Below are 16,537 nucleotides of genomic sequence, written 5' to 3' on the forward strand. Positions count from 1 at the left end.
TGCCCGCGTGAGCGAGCTCCATGATCCCGTCCTCGAGTGGTACGACGAGCACGCCCGGGAGCTGCCCTGGCGCGGTGAGACGGCCAGTGCCTGGTCGGTGATGGTCAGCGAGTTCATGCTCCAGCAGACCCCGGTCGCCCGCGTGCTGCCGATGCACGAGCAGTGGCTCCAGCGCTGGCCGGCGCCGACAGACCTGGCCGCGGAGGAGCCGGGCGAAGCGGTCCGCGCCTGGGGCCGGCTGGGCTATCCGCGTCGAGCACTTCGACTCCACGCTGCAGCCACCGCGATCCGCGACCGCCACGCGGGTGAGGTCCCCACGACGTACGACGACCTCGTCGCCCTGCCCGGGATCGGCGACTACACCGCCGCGGCCATCGCGTCGTTCGCCCACGGGAAGCGTCACGTGGTGCTCGACACGAACGTGCGGCGCGTGCTGGCCCGCGCGGTCACCGGCGTGGAATTCCCCTCGACCTCGGTGCGCAAGGGCGAGCGCGAGCTGGCCGCATCACTGCTGCCCGAGGACGCGCCCACTGCGGCGACCTGGGCCGTGGCCACGATGGAGCTCGGCGCCCTGGTCTGCACCGCCAACAACCCCGCGTGCGCACGCTGCCCGATCAACGATCGCTGCGCGTGGGTGGCGGCCGGACGGCCGGCCCATGACGGGCCGCCCCGCAAGGGCCAGACCTACGCCGGCACGGACCGTCAGGTGCGTGGCCGCCTGCTCGCCGTGCTCCGGGACAACGAGGGTGCGGTCTCCCGTCGACAGCTCGACGCGGTGTGGGCCGACGACGTGCAACGCGACCGGGCCCTCGCCAGCCTGCTCACCGACGGGCTCCTCGTGAGCACCGAGGAAGGTCGCTTCCGTCTCCCCTGATGTCGGACCGCACCGCCTCGGCCCGCCTCGGCCCGGCTCGGCCGGCGATGCGCGCTGGGCCGGCACCTGAGCTGGCACGCGCTCCGGCAACGGGTCCGACTTCCCGGACGAAATCAGAACTCCCCGGCCGAAGAAGCTTCAGCCGGGGAGCTCCGCTCTCCCCGGGTGCCCGGGGAGAGGTGACCGCCAGTGGGGCAGCAGCGGACGGGACGAGGTCAGTCGTCGGCCTTGGGCACGTCGACCGGGCCGTCGCTGTCGTCGGGTCCTTCGGACGTCTCACCGATGACGTCACCCGGGACGATGTCGGCCGGCTCCAGGGGCAGCGAGTCGGGCAGCGCACCGACCTTCTGTCCCTTGAAGGTGAACGACGCGTCGTCACCCGGTCCGTCGACGTCCACGAGCACGATCTGACCGGGGCCGACCTCACCGTAGAGCATCTTCTCGGCCAGCACGTCCTCGATCTCGCGCTGCACGGTGCGGCGCAGCGGGCGGGCACCCAGGACCGGGTCGAAGCCGCGCTTGGCGAGCAGCTCCTTGGCCCGGGTGGTCAGCTCGAGGGACATGTCGCGGTCCTTCATCCGCAGCTCGACCGAGGCGATCATGTTGTCGACCATCGAGACGATCTGCTCCTGCGACAGCGGCGGGAACACGATCACCTCGTCGACACGGTTGAGGAACTCGGGCCGGAAGTGCTGCTTGAGCTCCTCCTGGACCTTGCCCTTCATCCGCTCGTAGGTGCCCTGCGCGTCGGAGGCGTTGCCGAAGCCGAGGCTGACGCCCTTGCTGATGTCGCGGGAACCGAGGTTGGTGGTCATGATGATCACCGTGTTCTTGAAGTCCACGACGCGGCCCTGGGAGTCGGTCAGGCGACCTTCCTCCAGGATCTGCAGCAACGAGTTGAAGATGTCGGGGTGGGCCTTCTCGACCTCGTCGAACAGCACCACGGAGAACGGCTTGCGGCGCACCTTCTCGGTGAGCTGGCCACCCTCTTCGTAGCCGACGTAGCCGGGGGGCGAGCCGAACAGCCGCGACGCGGTGTGCTTCTCGCCGAACTCGGACATGTCGAGCTGGATCAGGGCGTCCTCGTCGCCGAAGAGGAACTCGGCCAACGTCTTCGACAGCCACGTCTTTCCGACACCGGAGGGGCCGGCGAAGATGAACGACCCGCCGGGACGCTTCGGGTCCTTCAGGCCGGCGCGAGTGCGTCGGATGGCGCGGGAGAGCGCCCGAACGGCCTCTTCCTGGCCGATGACGCGCTTGTGCAGCTCGTCCTCCATCTTGAGCAGTCGTGAGGACTCCTCCTCGGAGAGCTTGACGATCGGGATGCCCGTGGCGACTGCGAGGACCTCGGCGATGAGCTCCTCGTCGACCTCGGCCACCTCGTCCATGTCACCGGCACGCCACTGCTTCTCGCGCTCGCCCTTCTTGAGGGTGAGCTGCTTCTCCTCGTCGCGCAGCGACGCTGCAGCCTCGAAGTCCTGGCCGTCGATGGCGGCTTCCTTGCGCTCGCGCACCTCGGCGATCTTCTCGTCGAACTCGCGCAGGTCCGGCGGCGCGGTCATCCGGCGGATCCGCAGTCGGGAACCGGCCTCGTCGATCAGGTCGATGGCCTTGTCCGGCAGGAACCGGTCGGAGATGTAGCGGTCGGCAAGCGTGGCCGCCGAGACGAGAGCCTCGTCGGTGATCGTGACCCGGTGGTGCGCTTCGTAGCGGTCACGCAGGCCCTTGAGCATCTCGATCGTGTGCGCGATGGAGGGCTCGTTGACCTGGATCGGCTGGAAGCGGCGCTCCAGCGCGGCGTCCTTCTCGAGGTACTTGCGGTACTCGTCGAGGGTGGTGGCACCGATCGTCTGCAGCTCGCCCCGAGCCAGCATCGGCTTGAGGATGGACGCGGCGTCGATCGCGCCCTCGGCCGCACCGGCACCGACGAGGGTGTGGATCTCGTCGATGAACAGCACGATGTCCCCGCGGGTGCGGATCTCCTTGAGCACCTTCTTCAGGCGCTCCTCGAAGTCGCCGCGGTAGCGCGAGCCGGCCACCAGGGCACCCAGGTCGAGGGTGTAGATGTGCTTGTCCTTGAGCGTCTCGGGCACGTTGCCCTTGACGATGTCCTGGGCCAGGCCCTCGACGATCGTCGTCTTGCCGACGCCGGGCTCACCGATCAGGACCGGGTTGTTCTTCGTGCGGCGCGAGAGGATCTGCATGACCCGCTCGATCTCCTGCTCACGGCCGACCACGGGGTCCAGCTTGCCCTCGCGGGCCTGCTGGGTGAGGTTGCGGCCGAACTGGTCGAGCACCAGCGAGGACGACGGGGCGTCGCCCTGGGCGGGGGCGCCGGCTGCGGCGCTCTCCTTGCCTTGGAAGCCGGAGAGCAGCTGGATGACCTGCTGGCGCACCCGGTTGAGGTCGGCGCCGAGCTTCTGCAGCACCTGCGCGGCAACGCCCTCTCCCTCGCGGATCAGGCCGAGCAGGATGTGCTCGGTGCCGATGTAGGAGTGGCCGAGCTGCAGCGCCTCGCGCAGGGACAACTCGAGCACCTTCTTGGCGCGCGGGGTGAACGGGATGTGCCCGCTCGGAGCCTGCTGGCCCTGGCCGATGATCTCCTCGACCTGGGCGCGCACGGCCTCGAGCGAGATGTCAAGGCTCTCGAGCGCCTTGGCTGCGACACCCTCTCCCTCGTGGATGAGGCCGAGCAGGATGTGCTCGGTTCCGATGTAGTTGTGGGAGAGCATGCGAGCCTCTTCTTGGGCAAGCACAACCACCCGACGGGCTCGGTCTGTGAACCGCTCGAACATGTACGCACTCCTTGAACTGAGGTACCAGCACCCCGGGACGGGAGGGGTGCGGACATTGGTACCAACGTCTGGCTCCACCCTACGTGTTCCCGGCCAACTCCATGTCCGCTGTCAGCGAACAAGACTCGGTCGACGCCGTTTCGACGACGACCGCGCCCGGCGTACGCCGACCCAGCTCGGTGCGTCGTACGTCGGACGGCCGGGCCCGAGGCCCGGGATCAGTGCGCGGCTTCGTAGGCGTCGCGGATGTCGGCCGGGATCCGGCCCCGGTCGGGGACCTCGTGGCCGTTGGAGCGAGCCCAGTCACGGATGTCCGAGGCACTGGCGCCACCGGCTGCGGCGGCGCTCTTGCGGGCACCGCGACGACCGCTGACCTTGCGGGCGTGGCCCACATAGGTGGCCAAGGCATCACGCAGCTGCGCGGCGTGGGCGTCGTTCAGGTCGATCTCGTAATTGACACCGTCGAGGCCGAAGGTGACGGTTTCGGTGGCTTCACTTTCATCGATGTCATCGACAAGAATGATGTTGACCTTCTGTGCCATGCGACATTCCTCCTGGATATCAATTCCTGTGAATTCAGAAAAGACTCAACAGCACGCTGATCATTGAGGCAAGTCTGAATTCAACGGCCTGTGGATGAATTACGCTCGAAGACCATTTCCAGACCGAGAAGTGTCAGCCACGGGGAATGCGCGGTGAAGGTCACACATTCGTCGAGGACGATGGGTGCCATGTGGCCGGTGGCCACGACGTTCACGCTCTCGGGCGCCACGTCGAGCTCGGCGATCATCCGTGTCGCGAGACCGTCCACCAGCGAGGCATAGCCGAACAGCATGCCCGACTGCAGCGCCTCCACCGTGTTCTTTGCGATCACGCTGCGTGGTCGCAGCAGCTCCACCTTGCGCAGCTGCGCGCCACGGCGACCGAGGGCCTCCAGGGAGATCTCCAGGCCCGGAGCAATGGCGCCGCCCACATATTCACCGCGTCCACTGACCACGTCGAATGTGGTCGCCGTGCCGAAGTCGACCACCACGGTGGGGCCACTGAAGAGATGGGCAGCCGCCAAGGCATTGATGATGCGGTCGGCGCCGACTTCACGTGGGTTGTCCATCAGCACCGGAACCCCGGTGCGAATTCCGGGCTCGACCACGACGGCCAAGGTGTCGGGAAAGTGACGGGTGAGCATTTCGCGCCATTCGTGCAGCACGGCCGGCACCGTCGAGCAGACCGTGATTCCGGCCAAGGCGTGGTCGGCGATGAATTCCGTGAACAGCCCCCGCACCAGCACCGCCCACTCGTCAGCGGTGCGGCGCTCGTCGGTCGAGACCCTCCAGTGCTCGCGGACCTCCCCGCCCTCGACGAGGCCGAGCACGGTGTGGCTGTTGCCGATGTCGGCGGCCAGCAACGTCACGAGCGCAGGTCCATCGCGATGTCCATCACGACCGCCGAGTGGGTGAGTGCCCCGACGGCCAGGTATTCGACACCGGTGGCGCCGTACTCGGTCGCGACGTCGAGGGTCAGGCCACCGGAGGCCTCCAGGGTGGCCCGGCCGTCCGTGATCGCCACGGCCTCACGCAGGAGGTCGGGCTCCATGTTGTCGAGCAGGATCTGGTCGACGCCGATCTCGAGCAGCTCGCGCAGCTGGTCGAGGGAGTCCACCTCGACCTGCACCGGCACCGCGGGATACCGCTCACGGATCAGCTCGTACGCCGGCACCACGCCTCCGGCGGCCAGCACGTGGTTGTCCTTGACCAGGGCCATGTCGGAGAGCGAGTGCCGGTGGTTGACGCCTCCGCCGCAGCGGACGGCGTACTTCTCCAGGTCGCGGTAGAGCGGGATGGTCTTGCGGGTGTCACGCACCTTCGCCCCGGTGCCCTCGAGCGCGCGCACCCACGCCGCGGTCGCCGTGGCGACCCCGGAGAGGTGGCAGGTGAAGTTCAGCGCGGTGCGCTCCGCGGTCAGCAGCAGCGCGGTCGGCCCGGTGACGCTGAGCAGCACGTCGCCACGGCGTACGGCGGTTCCGTCGCGCACGGGACGCTCGACGGTGATGTCGTTGCCGAGCACCACCCGGAACACCACCTCGGCCAGCGCCAGGCCCGCGACCGTGCCGTCCTGGCGGGCCACGAAGTCGGCGGTCTCCACCTGCTCGGCCGGGATGGTCGCCCAGCTGGTGACGTCGGGTCCGGGCAGGTCCTCGCGCAGGGCGGCCATCACGTCGGCGTAGACCTGCCGGGCCTCGAGCCCGGCCTCGCCCAGCTCGGCAGCCAGTCCGGCCGGCAGGTCGTCGCAGTCCATGCCGACGATGTGCTCGACGAAGGTCATCGGATCGCTCCTTCGGTCAGGTCCGAGGCAGGGGCAGGGTGGAACGAGACGTCGACCACGCCGTCCTCGAGCCGGGCGTCGAAGTGACCGGCCCACCGGTCGTCGTCCCGGTCGGGGAAGTCCTCGCGCCAGTGGGAGCCGCGGGTCTCCCGCCGTCCCAACGCCGCGGTGGTCAGTGCGGTGGCGATGGTGAGCAGGTTGGTGGCCTCCCACGCCTCGACCCCCTCGCTGCCGGTCGTGCGGGCCAGCTCGGGCAACGCGTCGAGGGCGGCCGACAGACCCTCCTCGGACCGGAGCACCGAGACGTTGTCGGTCATCAGGGCCTGCATCGCGGGGCGTACGTCGGCCGAGGCCAGGTGGGCCTCACGCTCGTCGGGCGCGGGCTCCGCCCAGGCGCGCAGCTCCGCAGGCAGCACGTCCGCGATCCGTCGGGAGAAGACGAGGCCCTCGAGGAGGGAGTTGGAGGCCAGCCGGTTGGCACCGTGCACGCCGGAGCACGCGACCTCACCGGTCGCGTAGAGGCCGGCCACCGACGAACGACCGTGCAGGTCGGTGGCCACGCCCCCGGAGGCGAAGTGGTGCGCCGGGGCGACCGGGATGAGCTCGTTCACCGGGTCGACCCCGTGGGAGCGGCAGACACCGAGGATGGTCGGGAAGCGCTTCTCCCAGAACTCGGCACCGAGGTGGCGGGCATCGAGCCACATGTGCGGCTTGTCGGTCTCGTGCATACGGCGGGTGATCGCCTTGGCCACCACGTCACGCGGCGCCAGGTCGGCGAGCTCGTGCTGCCCCTGCATGAAGCGGTTGCCCTCGAAGTCGACGAGGAAGGCCCCCTCGCCGCGGACCGCCTCGGAGATCAGGGGCTGCTGGCCACGGGAGTCAGGCCCGAGGTACATCACGGTCGGGTGGAACTGGACGAACTCGAGGTCGCGCAGGGTGGCCCCGGCGCGCATGGCCAGGGCCATGCCGTCACCGGTGGAGACCGAGGGGTTGGTCGACTGGGAGAACACCTGGCCGAGTCCCCCGCTGGCCAGCACCACGGCACGGCAGTGCACCGCACCGACGCCGTCGCGCTGGCCCTCGCCGATGACGTGGAGGGTCACTCCGGCAACGCCGCCGTCCGCGGAGCGCAGGAGGTCGATGGCCAGGGCGTGCTGGATGACCTCGATCTCCGGAGCGGCCTCGACCGCGGCGATCAGCGCGCGCTGGATCTCGGCTCCGGTCGCGTCGCCGCCGGCGTGGGCGATCCGGTCGCGGTGGTGGCCTCCCTCGCGGGTCAGCGACAGGACACCGTCGCGGTGGTCGAAGTTGGTGCCGAGGGCGATCAGCTCACGGACCGCATCGGGTCCCTCGGTGACCAGGGCCCGGACGGCGTCGGGGTCGCACGCCCCGGCACCGGCGACCAGGGTGTCGTGCTCGTGCTGCTCGGGGGTGTCGCCGGGGCCCAGGGCAGCGGCGATGCCCCCTTGCGCCCACTGCGTGGAGCCGGCGTTGAGGACGGTCTTGGTGACCACCAGGACCGTCGCCCCTTGGTTGGCAGAGCCGTCGTCGGTCCTTGAATTCAGCGCCGCGTGGACGCGGAGGGCAGCGGTCAGTCCGGCGATGCCGGATCCGATGACCACGACGTCGGAGCGCGTGGTCCAGCCGGGAGCGGACGCCCTCAGGCGCCCGGGGAGGCCGGCATACGAGGAGTTGGCCATTCGCGCAGATCAGCGGCTTGCGGTGACGTCGCCGCGCTTGAGCCCGGAGCCCTCGGGTGCCTCGGCCGGGTCGAAGCCGGTGGCCATCACCTTGTTGTCGGCGTCGACGAACACCACCGCGGGCTTGTACTCCTTGGCTTCGGCGGTGTCCATCTGGCCGTAACCGATGAGGATCACCACGTCACCGGGGTGGACGAGCCGGGCCGCGGCACCGTTGATGCCGATCACACCGCTGCCGCGCTCGCCGGCGATGGTGTAGGTCTCGAGACGCGCACCGTTGGTCACGTCGACGATGTGGACCAGCTCGCCGGCGAGCAGGTCGGCGGCGTCGAGGAGATCCTCGTCGATGGTGACCGATCCGACGTAGTGGAGGTCCGCCTGGGTCACGGTGGCCCGGTGGATCTTGCTCTTCATCATGGTGCGCAGCATGTGCTGTCTCCTTGCTGGTTAGGACGTGTGTCGGTCAGGGGTGCCCAGGTGGATGGGCATGTTGTCGATGAGTCGGGTGGTGCCGACCCGTGCCGCGATGAGGATCCGTGCCTCGCCCGTGGACGGGGCGGGGCCGAGATCGGTACCGGTGATGACCAGGTAGTCGAGGTCGACGCCCTCGGAGGCGCGCAGCTCGGCCCGGGCCGCAGCGAGCGCCGAGTCCGCTCCGTGGATCGCATCTGCCCGGGCTCGCCGCAGGGTGCGGGACAGGGCGACGGCCTGTTCCCGCTGCTCCGGCTCGAGGTAGCGGTTGCGCGAGCTGAGCGCCAGGTCGTCGTCCTCCCGGACTGTCTCGGCGCCCACGACGTCGATGCCGAGACAGAGGTCGTCGGCCATCCGCCGGATCAGCGCGAGCTGCTGGTAGTCCTTCTGGCCGAAGACGGCCACGTCGGGACGGACCAGCCCGAAGAGCTTGGCAACCACGATGAGCACGCCGCGGAAGTGGCCGGGTCGGGTGGCTCCCTCGAGGATGCCGGCCAACGGACCGGGGTCCACGGTCACCTGCGGCTCGACGACGCCGGTGGTGGAGCCGGGGTAGACCTCGTCGACGGCGGGGGCGAAGACGATGTCGACACCGTGAGCGGCGCAGACCTCGAGGTCGGCCTCGAGCGTGCGAGGGTAGCGGTCGAGGTCCTCACCGGCGCCGAACTGGAGCGGGTTGACGAAGATCGACACCACGACGGGGCCGTCGCCGACCGCTTCACGAGCAGCGTCCATCAACGACGCGTGGCCGGCGTGCAGGGCGCCCATGGTCGGCACGAAGCCGACCCTGTGGCCGGCCCGGCGGGCATCGGTGAGCAGCTTGGAGAGCTCCTCGCGCGTGCTGGCGAGGACCGGGGCAGCGCACATCAGTGGAACGTCCCGGGACGCGGGGCGGGCAGCGCGGTGACCGAGCTGGCCTCCGCCGCGTCCAGCACGCGGGTGAGGGTGGCGCCACGGATCGGCAGGAGGCGGCCGTCAGCCAGCGCCCGCGCCATGGTGGCGCGGGCCATCGCGACGTACGACGGCAGGGTCTGCGGCGCGTTGGTGGCGAGGTCGGCCAGATGCGCCTTCACGGTGTTCACGTCACCGCGCACGATCGGCCCGGTGAGCGCGGCATCGCCTTGGTTGAGTGCGTTGTCCAAGGCCGCCTCGAGCAGCGGTCGCAGGGTGCCGGCCGGGTCGTCGCCCCCGGCGGCGGAGAGCATCTCCATCGCCTCGGCGACCAGGGTGACCAGGTGGTTCGCCCCGTGGGCGAGGCCTGCGTGGTAGAGCGTGCGTCGCTCCTCGGGGACCCACATGGGTCGCCCACCGAGGTCACCCACCAGGCTCGTGACGACGTTGCGCTCCGCGTCGTCGGCCGTCACGCCGAACACGCAGCCGGAGAGGCGACCGAGGTCGAGCTCGGTGCCGCTGAAGGTCATTGCCGGGTGCATCGCCACCGGACGGGCACCAACGGCCGTGGCCGGGTCGAGCACGGCAAGGCCGTGTCGACCCGAGGTGTGCACGACGAACTGGCCGCGGTGCAGCGAGCCACTTGCGGCGAGCACGTCGACGACGTTCGCGAGCATGTCGTCGGGAACGGTGAGCAGGAGGAGGTCACAGTCGCGGGCCACCGCGCTCGGCTTCTCCACGGTGACACCGGGGAGCAACGCGTCGATGCGACGTCGCGAGGCGTCGGACTCACCGGCGACGGAGACGACCTCGTGGCCCTCGGCACGGAGCACGGAGGCCAAGACGGCGCCGACGCGTCCTGCGCCGATCACGCCGATGCGCCACGTGTGGGGACGCTGCGGTTCAGACATTGCTGCAAGCCTTTCGTTCCAGTCCCTCCGACCACCCGCAGCTGCGGGCCGGTGTGGGTACCAGACGGTCTGCCTTCAGTTTCGGTACGACGACGAGCGTACGCCTGCTGAAACGCTGGCGGAACCGCATGGAGCGGTGGCTTGGGTCACACGGCAACCGTGGCCGTGGCAGGACTCGCGACGGTCGAGGAGGGCAGATGACCGTCCACTAGGGTTCCGACCATGCAGCAGACATCGGAGCCGACTGGCGGGCACCTGGTCCTGGTCACCGGTGCCGGTCGCAGCGGCACCAGCACGGTGGCCGGGGCACTCCACCACCTCGGGCTGCACGTACCGCTGCCGGTGCTCAAGACCAACGAGTCGAACCCCCGTGGGTTCTTCGAGTCGACCTGGCCGTTGTGGTTCCACCGCCGGATCATGGATGCAGCGGACATCGAGCAGGTCGACGGGCGCCCAGGCGCCCGAGAGCTCATGCACGCGGCTGCCGACCAGGCAGTGCAGGACGAGCTGGTCGACTGGCTGCGCGGTGTCACGGCCGACGCGAGTCAGATCGTGGTGAAGGACCCGCGCGCCTCGTGGGTGCCCCACCTCTGGGTCAACGCAGCCGCCGAGCTGAGCCTCTCGATCGGCTTCGTGACCATGTTGCGCCACCCTGCGGAAGTCCTCGGCAGCCGATCCACCTACTACGGCAGGAACAGGAAGGGACAGGCCGAGGAGCGCAGCTTCGCGGTGCTCAACCTGGCCGGCTGGGTGAACCAGACGATCAACACCGAGCAGCTGACCCGAGGGCAGGCGCGCACCTGGATCCGCTACGACGACCTGCTCGAGGACTGGCGCGGCCAGATGAGGGCAGTGCGTCAGGCCACCGGGGTCGACCTCAACCACTCCCTCGAGCCGGGAGTCCGCCACGCGGTCGACGACTTCATCGACCCCGGGTTGCGACGCCACGAAGGCAGCTTCGCCGATCTCGACCTGCCCGGGTCGTTGACCGAGATCGCCGAGGAGCTGTGGGCCGCGGGCAACCTGCTCGCGGACCGCAGCGGTTCGGATCCTGAGGCCGAGCAACGCTTCGATGCAGCAGCCACCGCCTACGCCACCCTGTTCGCGGATTCCGCGGCCATCGCCCAGCACGAGGCCCGTGCCCGGGTCAGAGCCGAGTCCCAGGAGGCCGAGGCCCGCCTGCGCAAGCGGGTCCGCAAGGCCCGCCGCGAGGGTGTGGCACAGGGCCGCGCAGAAGCCTTGGCGGAGAGGCGCGGCCTCGTCCGGCGTACGGCGTCAGCGGTCAGGCGCCGGTTGCGGCGCGGCAACCGGTCCTGATCCTCACACCCGCTCGATCGTGACCGCGTCGGTCACCGGCGTGGGTCGAGACGACGCCGGATCCGGCGCCCCGCCTCGCGGACGACCTCACGCCCGGAGAAGTCCTCGAGCCTGGCCGGTCCTCGCTCGTTGCCGACCCCCTTCGGTGCCGGGTTGTGGTCGAGCCCGGCGTGGAACAGGACCTCGGCCAGACGACCGGCCGACTCCACGCTCAGCGTGGTCGGTGCGGGCGCGTCCTCAGGGACCTCGGCAGGGTCCACGAGCAGGTCGGTCAGGTCACCCACCACGGTCGCCCGCGAAGCCGTGACCGCCTCGATCCAGGCCTGGGTGTATTCGTTGGCGCGTTCTGCTGCCCAACGAGGTGCCCGAATCGGGTGGGGGTCGAGGCCGGTCATCCGGCGCAGCAGGGCTCGTCCCCGGTTCCCGCCCACACTGAACATCCATGTGGGGTGGTCGCCTCCCCGGTCGGTGTAGGCCCGGTTGAAGTGACGGAGCATCTCCGCCTCGGGGTAGGGCAGCGATGCGTTGTCGACGTCCTGGAGCACGAGGGTGCCTTCGGGAACGCCCATCAGTCGCTCGAAGGTGCGCAGGTTGCTGGCGCGGTCCTGCGGAGCAGGAACCACGAAGACCAGATTCTCCTCGCCGAACACCGTGCCCCACTCCTCGACCACGCGCCGGAGGCTGAAGCGATGCAGCACGGGCATCACCCGGGTCCACTGCGCGTTGACGGTGCCGTCGACCGAGACCGAGTCGAAGTGGCGCCGCAACCAGTCGTCGAGTGACTCCGTGCCTCGCCGGCGCAGGACCTCCTGCCATTGCGAGGCCAGCAGCGGAGCCAGGGGGCGGAGCGTGACAACGACGCGGGGTTCGCGGCCCAGGCTGTCGGCGATGTGCTGGATCCGATCGGGCTTCGCCTGGGAGAGGGACTCACTCGACCACAGGGCACAACGTGCCGGCGTGGTGCGGTAGGCCTCGGCCAGCTCCGCCCAGTGTCGCTGCCAGCGATCCCCCTCGTAGGGAGCAACGGCCCCGGCAGCGGTGAGGGCGATGTTCATCTCGTGCCGTTTGCGCCCCGCGACGTGGACACCCATCGACTCGAGGATCGGACGGGCTTCCTTCAGCGCCCCCTGGAGCGCGGTGGTCCCGGTCTTCGGCATCCCGATGTGGATCAGGCCGGCACCGTCCGGCACGGCCTCGACCTGATGGTCCGGCTCCATCCCCCAGTTCACTTCCTTGACTCTTGGATCCACCTCGGCACGTCGCACGTGGACCTCGACAGGTGGTCGGTCGAACCGAATCGATCCACGTCCCGGATCACGCTAGCATCGCGCGAGCGGGAGCGTGCCGATGCCTCAAGTAGAGTGCGCGCAGTCGTGACACCCCCTCTGGCCGACCGACCGTGAGAGCGAGAACAGCCCGTGCCTGTCTTCTTCAAGGACAATCGGTCGATCCTGTTCGTCCACATCCCCAAGACCGGCGGCACCACCATCGAGCGCCTGTTCAAGACCTCCGGCTGGGAGATGGTGCTGCGCAACACAAGGAAGTCGGAGCCGCAGCTCTTTCCCAAGCTCCGGGTCTCCTTCCAGCACTGGCAGGCGGGCCTGCTCACCGAGATCCTCGACGTGTCGAAGTTCGACCTCATCTTCATGATGACCCGCGAACCGGTCGCAAGGTTCCGCTCCGAATACACCATGCGGCACACCAAGAACCCCAGCGGAGCCAGCAGCAAGGTCGACGCCTGGGCCGAGAAGGCCCTTCGCGCCTACGAAACCAACCCCTACCACCTCGACAACCACCTCCGCCCGCAGTCGGAGTTCGAGCTGCCGGACACGGTCGTCTACCGGCTCGAGGACAGCATGGAGACGATGGTGGCCGACCTCAACAAGCGCTTCGACCTCGGACTCGCCGAGAAGATCCCGCACGCGCTGAACAGCACGAAGCGCAGTGGGCTCTCGAGCTCAGACGTCGAGATCTCTCCCGAGCTGGACACCCGTTTGCGTGATGTGTACGCCGAGGACTTCCGCCGCTACGGCTACTGACGGGCGTCTCGGTCGCGTCGCGCCCAGCGGCCGAGCCGTCGCCGCAGGCGTCCGGCCAGGATCCGAGTGGCCTGTGCTCGACTGAGGTCGTCGACCGGCCCGGTCCGGGCCAGTTCCTGGCGCGTCCGGGCGATGGCAGCAGCGACGTCGCCGTCCCCCCGCCGTAGTGCCTCCCGCAGCCTCGTCTCGGTCCCACTCGGACTGAAGTCGTCAGGGAGCTCGGCGGACCGCAACCGGGAGGCCACCTTGAAGAGGCCGGCGAGGAACTGGGCCACCACCTCGACAGGCACGTCGTCGCTCGGCTGGTTCTCCCCCACGTTCGAGGCCACCGAGGGGTCACCGAGCAGCGACAGGTCACCCACGACCCGCACCCCCGTCTCGGCAATGGCAGCGGCCGATGCGCGACCCAGCTCGGAGACGCGCTCCACCGCCCAGGCCGGAGTGAGCAGTCGCGCCTCGTCCGGTGCCGGCGTACGACCGAGCAGGAAACGCACGGCGCCGAAGCGGACGAACTTCGTGTAGTCGGCCAGGGAGTGGTCGCTGCCGACATAGCGTCGGTTGAAGGCGGTGAGGAAGGTGATCTCGGGCATGGTCAGTGATCGGTTGGTGCCGGACTTCCGGGGCACCAGAGTGCCCTCCGTCAGGCCCAACAGGTGCTCGAACGATCGCAGCAACCCCTGTCGATCGGAGTCGTCCACCACGACCACGGTGATCCGCTCGGGCCCCACGACGGATGCCCACCGCTCGATCAGCCGGGCATGGTCGTGGCGCCGCCAGAAGGTCGGAGTGATCTGCCGGGACTCCGGATGGTCGAGGATCGCGCGCAACCAGCCCACGTAGCCGAGGTCGTCGTCATACTGGACGCCCGGCCGGTTCTGCATGTACTGCTGCCACTGTGAGGCGACGATGCGCACCAGCGGTCGCAGGGTGACCACGACCTGGACGCGCTCCGCCCCCAGGGCCTCGAGGATGTGGCTGATCCGTTCCGCGGGGGCGTCGGAGTAGAACTCGCTGCTGACCACGATCTGACGAGCTGTGCTGGCACGCACCTCGTCGACGAGGTTGCTCCACTTCCGTTCGCCGGATTCCGGGCCCTGCGTCGACAGGTGCTTGCCGGTCGCGGCAGCCATGGCCGCGGTCATGGAGTGTGCCTTCGGCCCGGCGTAGTGCACGCCTTGGGCGGCCAGCCCTTCCCTGGCCTCGTGCATGGCCCCCTGCAGGGTGGTGGTGCCGGTCTTGTGCGGGCCGATGTGCAGGACCACGCTGTCGTCAGGAAACCTCATGGGCGCGCGCCTCGTCGCCCGCGCAGCGCCTGCCGCAGCAGGGTTCGGCCGCTCGCCGCCTCGATGCCGTCACGCGCCTTGCGCCGTTGGCGCAACAGACTGTCGAGGCGCAGGAGCTCCTTCTCCTCAGCAGTGAGCTCGCCGACGGACGTGCCGATCCTGGTGAACTCGTCGATCACTCCGAGGGCCAGGCTCGCACCGTCGGCAGCCGGGATGCTCGCACCGTCGTCGGAGATGCCACGGCCCCGGGCCGATGCCTCGAGGCCTCGTCTCAGTCGGCGTGACAATTCCAGATCTCGGATGCGGAGCTGTGCCAGTTGCGCATCCAACTGCCGGAGCAACATCTGGCCCTGGCCCACGTGCCACCTCAGTTCATCGATCGACGCCGTCCGAGTCGCCGTCATGCTATCCCGGATCTCCGAGCACCCACTTCCGTGTGCCAGACTGCCGGGCGACCCGCTCGAAAGGACGATCTGGTGACCGAAGCGAAGAACGTGGCAGTGCTCCTGGCCGGTGGGGTGGGCGTGCGGGTCGGGCTCGACGTGCCCAAGCAGCTCATCAAGATCGCCGGCCACCCGATCATGGAGCACACCCTGGGTGTCCTCGACAGGCACCCCGATGTCGACGAGATCATCGTGCTGATGACCCCGGGACACCTCGACGCGGTGCACGCCATGGTCAAGAGCGGCGGTTACCGCAAGGTCACCCAAGTCCTCGAGGGCGCCGACACCCGCAGCGGCACCACCATGAAGGCCTTGGCCGCCATCGAGTCCGACGACGCGAAGGTGCTGCTCCACGACGCCGTCCGTCCCCTGCTGAGCAACCGCATCATCACCGAGTGCTTCGCCGCGCTCGATGACTACGACGCGGTCGACGTGGCGATCCCCTCGGCCGACACGATCATCGAGGTCGACGAGAAGAACACCATCCTCAACGTGCCTCCCCGGGCCAGCCTGCGCCGGGGCCAGACGCCCCAGGCATTCACCTCCTCGGTGATCAAGGAGGCCTACCGTCTGGCTGCCGAGGACCCGAGCTTCGAGGCGACGGACGACTGCTCCGTCGTGCTGCGCTACCTCCCCCAGGTGCCGATCTGGGTGGTCAAGGGCGACGAGCGCAACATGAAGGTCACCGAGCCGATCGATCTCTACCTGGCCGACAAGCTGTTCCAGCTCACCGCCCACGACCTGCCCGAGACCCGCTCCGAGGCCGACTACCGCGAGGCCCTCGCCGGCAGGACGATGGTGGTCTTCGGCGGCAGCTACGGCATCGGGGCCGACATCGCCCAGCTCGCCAAGGAGTACGGCGCCAACGTGGCGACCTTCAGCCGCTCCACCACCGGGACCCATGTCCAGCGACGCGAGGACATCGTCGAGGCGGCGACCACCGTGCTCGAGGAGCACGGATCGATCGACTTCGTCGTGAACACCGCCGGGGTCCTGCCGCGGGGCGCCCTCGTGGACGCGAGTGACGACACGATCTTCTCCGCGACCGACATCAACTACATCGCGCCGATCCTGATCGCCCAGGAGTTCCACCCGCACCTCAGGGCCACCGGCGGCAGCCTCCTCCTGTTCACCTCGAGCTCCTACACCCGCGGGCGCAGCGGCTACAGCCTCTACTCCTCCGCGAAGGCGGCCACGGTCAACCTGACGCAGGCCCTGGCGGACGAGTGGGCGGCGGATGGCATCCGGGTCAACTGCATCAATCCCGAGCGCACCGGCACTCCGATGCGCACGAAGGCCTTCGGCGAGGAGCCTCCGGAGTCCCTGCTGCAGTCGACCGTGGTTGCCCGGGCATCCCTCGACACCTTGCTGTCGGGGGGCACCGGGCACCTGATCGACCTGCGTCGAGCGGACCCGCTCGCGGCGGCCCTGGCCGACCACGAGGACCTCGCCGACGACGAGGCCTGGGACGACACCGACTCCTGAGGTCCC

General features: G+C 69.3%; 15 protein-coding genes. 4 read left to right on the forward strand and 11 right to left on the reverse strand.

The features are described from left to right. Positions 1-7 precede the first annotated feature (7 nt). Positions 8-874, forward strand: coding sequence for an A/G-specific adenine glycosylase (locus ncot_RS17455; protein WP_240937957.1), 867 nt, complete (start codon positions 8-10; stop codon positions 872-874). A 215-nt stretch (positions 875-1,089) separates the two neighbouring features. Here ncot_RS17455 and ncot_RS17460 read toward each other — a convergent pair whose 3' ends face one another. The 8 genes from ncot_RS17460 to ncot_RS17495 all read right to left on the reverse strand — a co-directional run bounded on the left by ncot_RS17460 (position 1,090) and on the right by ncot_RS17495 (position 9,964). Next, the gene (locus ncot_RS17460) at positions 1,090-3,669 is read right to left on the reverse strand and encodes an ATP-dependent Clp protease ATP-binding subunit (protein ID WP_168618743.1); all 2,580 of its coding nucleotides are present in this window, start codon (positions 3,667-3,669) and stop codon (positions 1,090-1,092) included. Between the two features lie 218 nt (positions 3,670-3,887). Further along, positions 3,888-4,211, reverse strand: a complete 324-nt coding sequence (locus ncot_RS17465) for an Lsr2 family protein (RefSeq protein WP_168618744.1) — start codon at positions 4,209-4,211, stop codon at positions 3,888-3,890. Between the two features lie 80 nt (positions 4,212-4,291). Beyond that, the gene (locus tag ncot_RS17470; RefSeq protein WP_168618745.1) at positions 4,292-5,080 is read right to left on the reverse strand and encodes a type III pantothenate kinase; all 789 of its coding nucleotides are present in this window, start codon (positions 5,078-5,080) and stop codon (positions 4,292-4,294) included. After that, positions 5,077-5,991 (reverse strand): carboxylating nicotinate-nucleotide diphosphorylase, encoded by a 915-nt coding sequence (gene nadC, locus ncot_RS17475; RefSeq protein WP_168618746.1) that lies wholly within the window; start codon positions 5,989-5,991, stop codon positions 5,077-5,079. Before nadC ends, ncot_RS17470 begins: the two co-directional genes overlap by 4 nt. Then, positions 5,988-7,691: an L-aspartate oxidase gene (locus ncot_RS17480; protein ID WP_168618747.1), complete on the reverse strand. Its 1,704-nt coding sequence runs from the start codon at positions 7,689-7,691 to the stop codon at positions 5,988-5,990. Before ncot_RS17480 ends, nadC begins: the two co-directional genes overlap by 4 nt. Before the next feature lie 9 nt (positions 7,692-7,700). Beyond that, on the reverse strand, positions 7,701-8,120 hold the full coding sequence (gene panD / locus ncot_RS17485) for an aspartate 1-decarboxylase (protein WP_168618748.1): 420 nt from the start codon (positions 8,118-8,120) through the stop codon (positions 7,701-7,703). Between the two features lie 18 nt (positions 8,121-8,138). Further along, positions 8,139-9,029 (reverse strand): pantoate--beta-alanine ligase, encoded by an 891-nt coding sequence (panC, locus tag ncot_RS17490; protein ID WP_168618749.1) that lies wholly within the window; start codon positions 9,027-9,029, stop codon positions 8,139-8,141. Continuing rightward, positions 9,029-9,964 (reverse strand): DUF2520 domain-containing protein, encoded by a 936-nt coding sequence (locus ncot_RS17495; protein WP_168618750.1) that lies wholly within the window; start codon positions 9,962-9,964, stop codon positions 9,029-9,031. Before ncot_RS17495 ends, panC begins: the two co-directional genes overlap by 1 nt. A gap of 222 nt (positions 9,965-10,186) precedes the next feature. Between ncot_RS17495 and ncot_RS17500 the strand changes: the two genes are divergently transcribed. Beyond that, a complete protein-coding gene (locus ncot_RS17500) occupies positions 10,187-11,281 on the forward strand; it encodes a sulfotransferase (RefSeq protein WP_168618751.1) in 1,095 nt (364 codons plus the stop codon). A gap of 32 nt (positions 11,282-11,313) precedes the next feature. Here the strand turns inward: ncot_RS17500 and ncot_RS17505 are convergent, their stop codons facing one another. Continuing rightward, positions 11,314-12,498, reverse strand: a complete 1,185-nt coding sequence (locus ncot_RS17505; RefSeq protein WP_168618752.1) for a hypothetical protein — start codon at positions 12,496-12,498, stop codon at positions 11,314-11,316. Positions 12,499-12,699: 201 nt separating this feature from the next. On the opposite strand from ncot_RS17505, the gene ncot_RS17510 reads away from it, so the two are divergent. Beyond that, positions 12,700-13,320, forward strand: coding sequence for a sulfotransferase family 2 domain-containing protein (locus ncot_RS17510; protein ID WP_168618753.1), 621 nt, complete (start codon positions 12,700-12,702; stop codon positions 13,318-13,320). On the opposite strand, the gene ncot_RS17515 is transcribed toward ncot_RS17510, so the two are convergent. Both ncot_RS17515 and ncot_RS17520 read right to left on the reverse strand, forming a co-directional pair. Next, positions 13,314-14,603 (reverse strand): hypothetical protein, encoded by a 1,290-nt coding sequence (locus ncot_RS17515; protein ID WP_168618754.1) that lies wholly within the window; start codon positions 14,601-14,603, stop codon positions 13,314-13,316. The two genes, ncot_RS17510 and ncot_RS17515, sit on opposite strands and share 7 nt — an antisense overlap. Next, positions 14,600-14,890 carry a hypothetical protein gene (locus tag ncot_RS17520; RefSeq protein WP_168618755.1) on the reverse strand — a complete coding sequence of 97 codons (291 nt, stop codon included), beginning with the start codon at positions 14,888-14,890 and terminating at the stop codon, positions 14,600-14,602. Before ncot_RS17520 ends, ncot_RS17515 begins: the two co-directional genes overlap by 4 nt. Positions 14,891-15,079: 189 nt before the next feature. Here ncot_RS17520 and ispD point away from each other — a divergent pair, with 189 nt between their 5' ends. Next, positions 15,080-16,531, forward strand: a complete 1,452-nt coding sequence (gene ispD / locus ncot_RS17525) for a 2-C-methyl-D-erythritol 4-phosphate cytidylyltransferase (protein WP_168618756.1) — start codon at positions 15,080-15,082, stop codon at positions 16,529-16,531. The last annotated feature ends 6 nt before the right edge of the window (positions 16,532-16,537 follow it).

Origin of the sequence: Nocardioides sp. JQ2195, from assembly GCF_012272695.1 — a bacterium.
Classification (GTDB): Bacteria; Actinomycetota; Actinomycetes; order Propionibacteriales; family Nocardioidaceae; genus Nocardioides.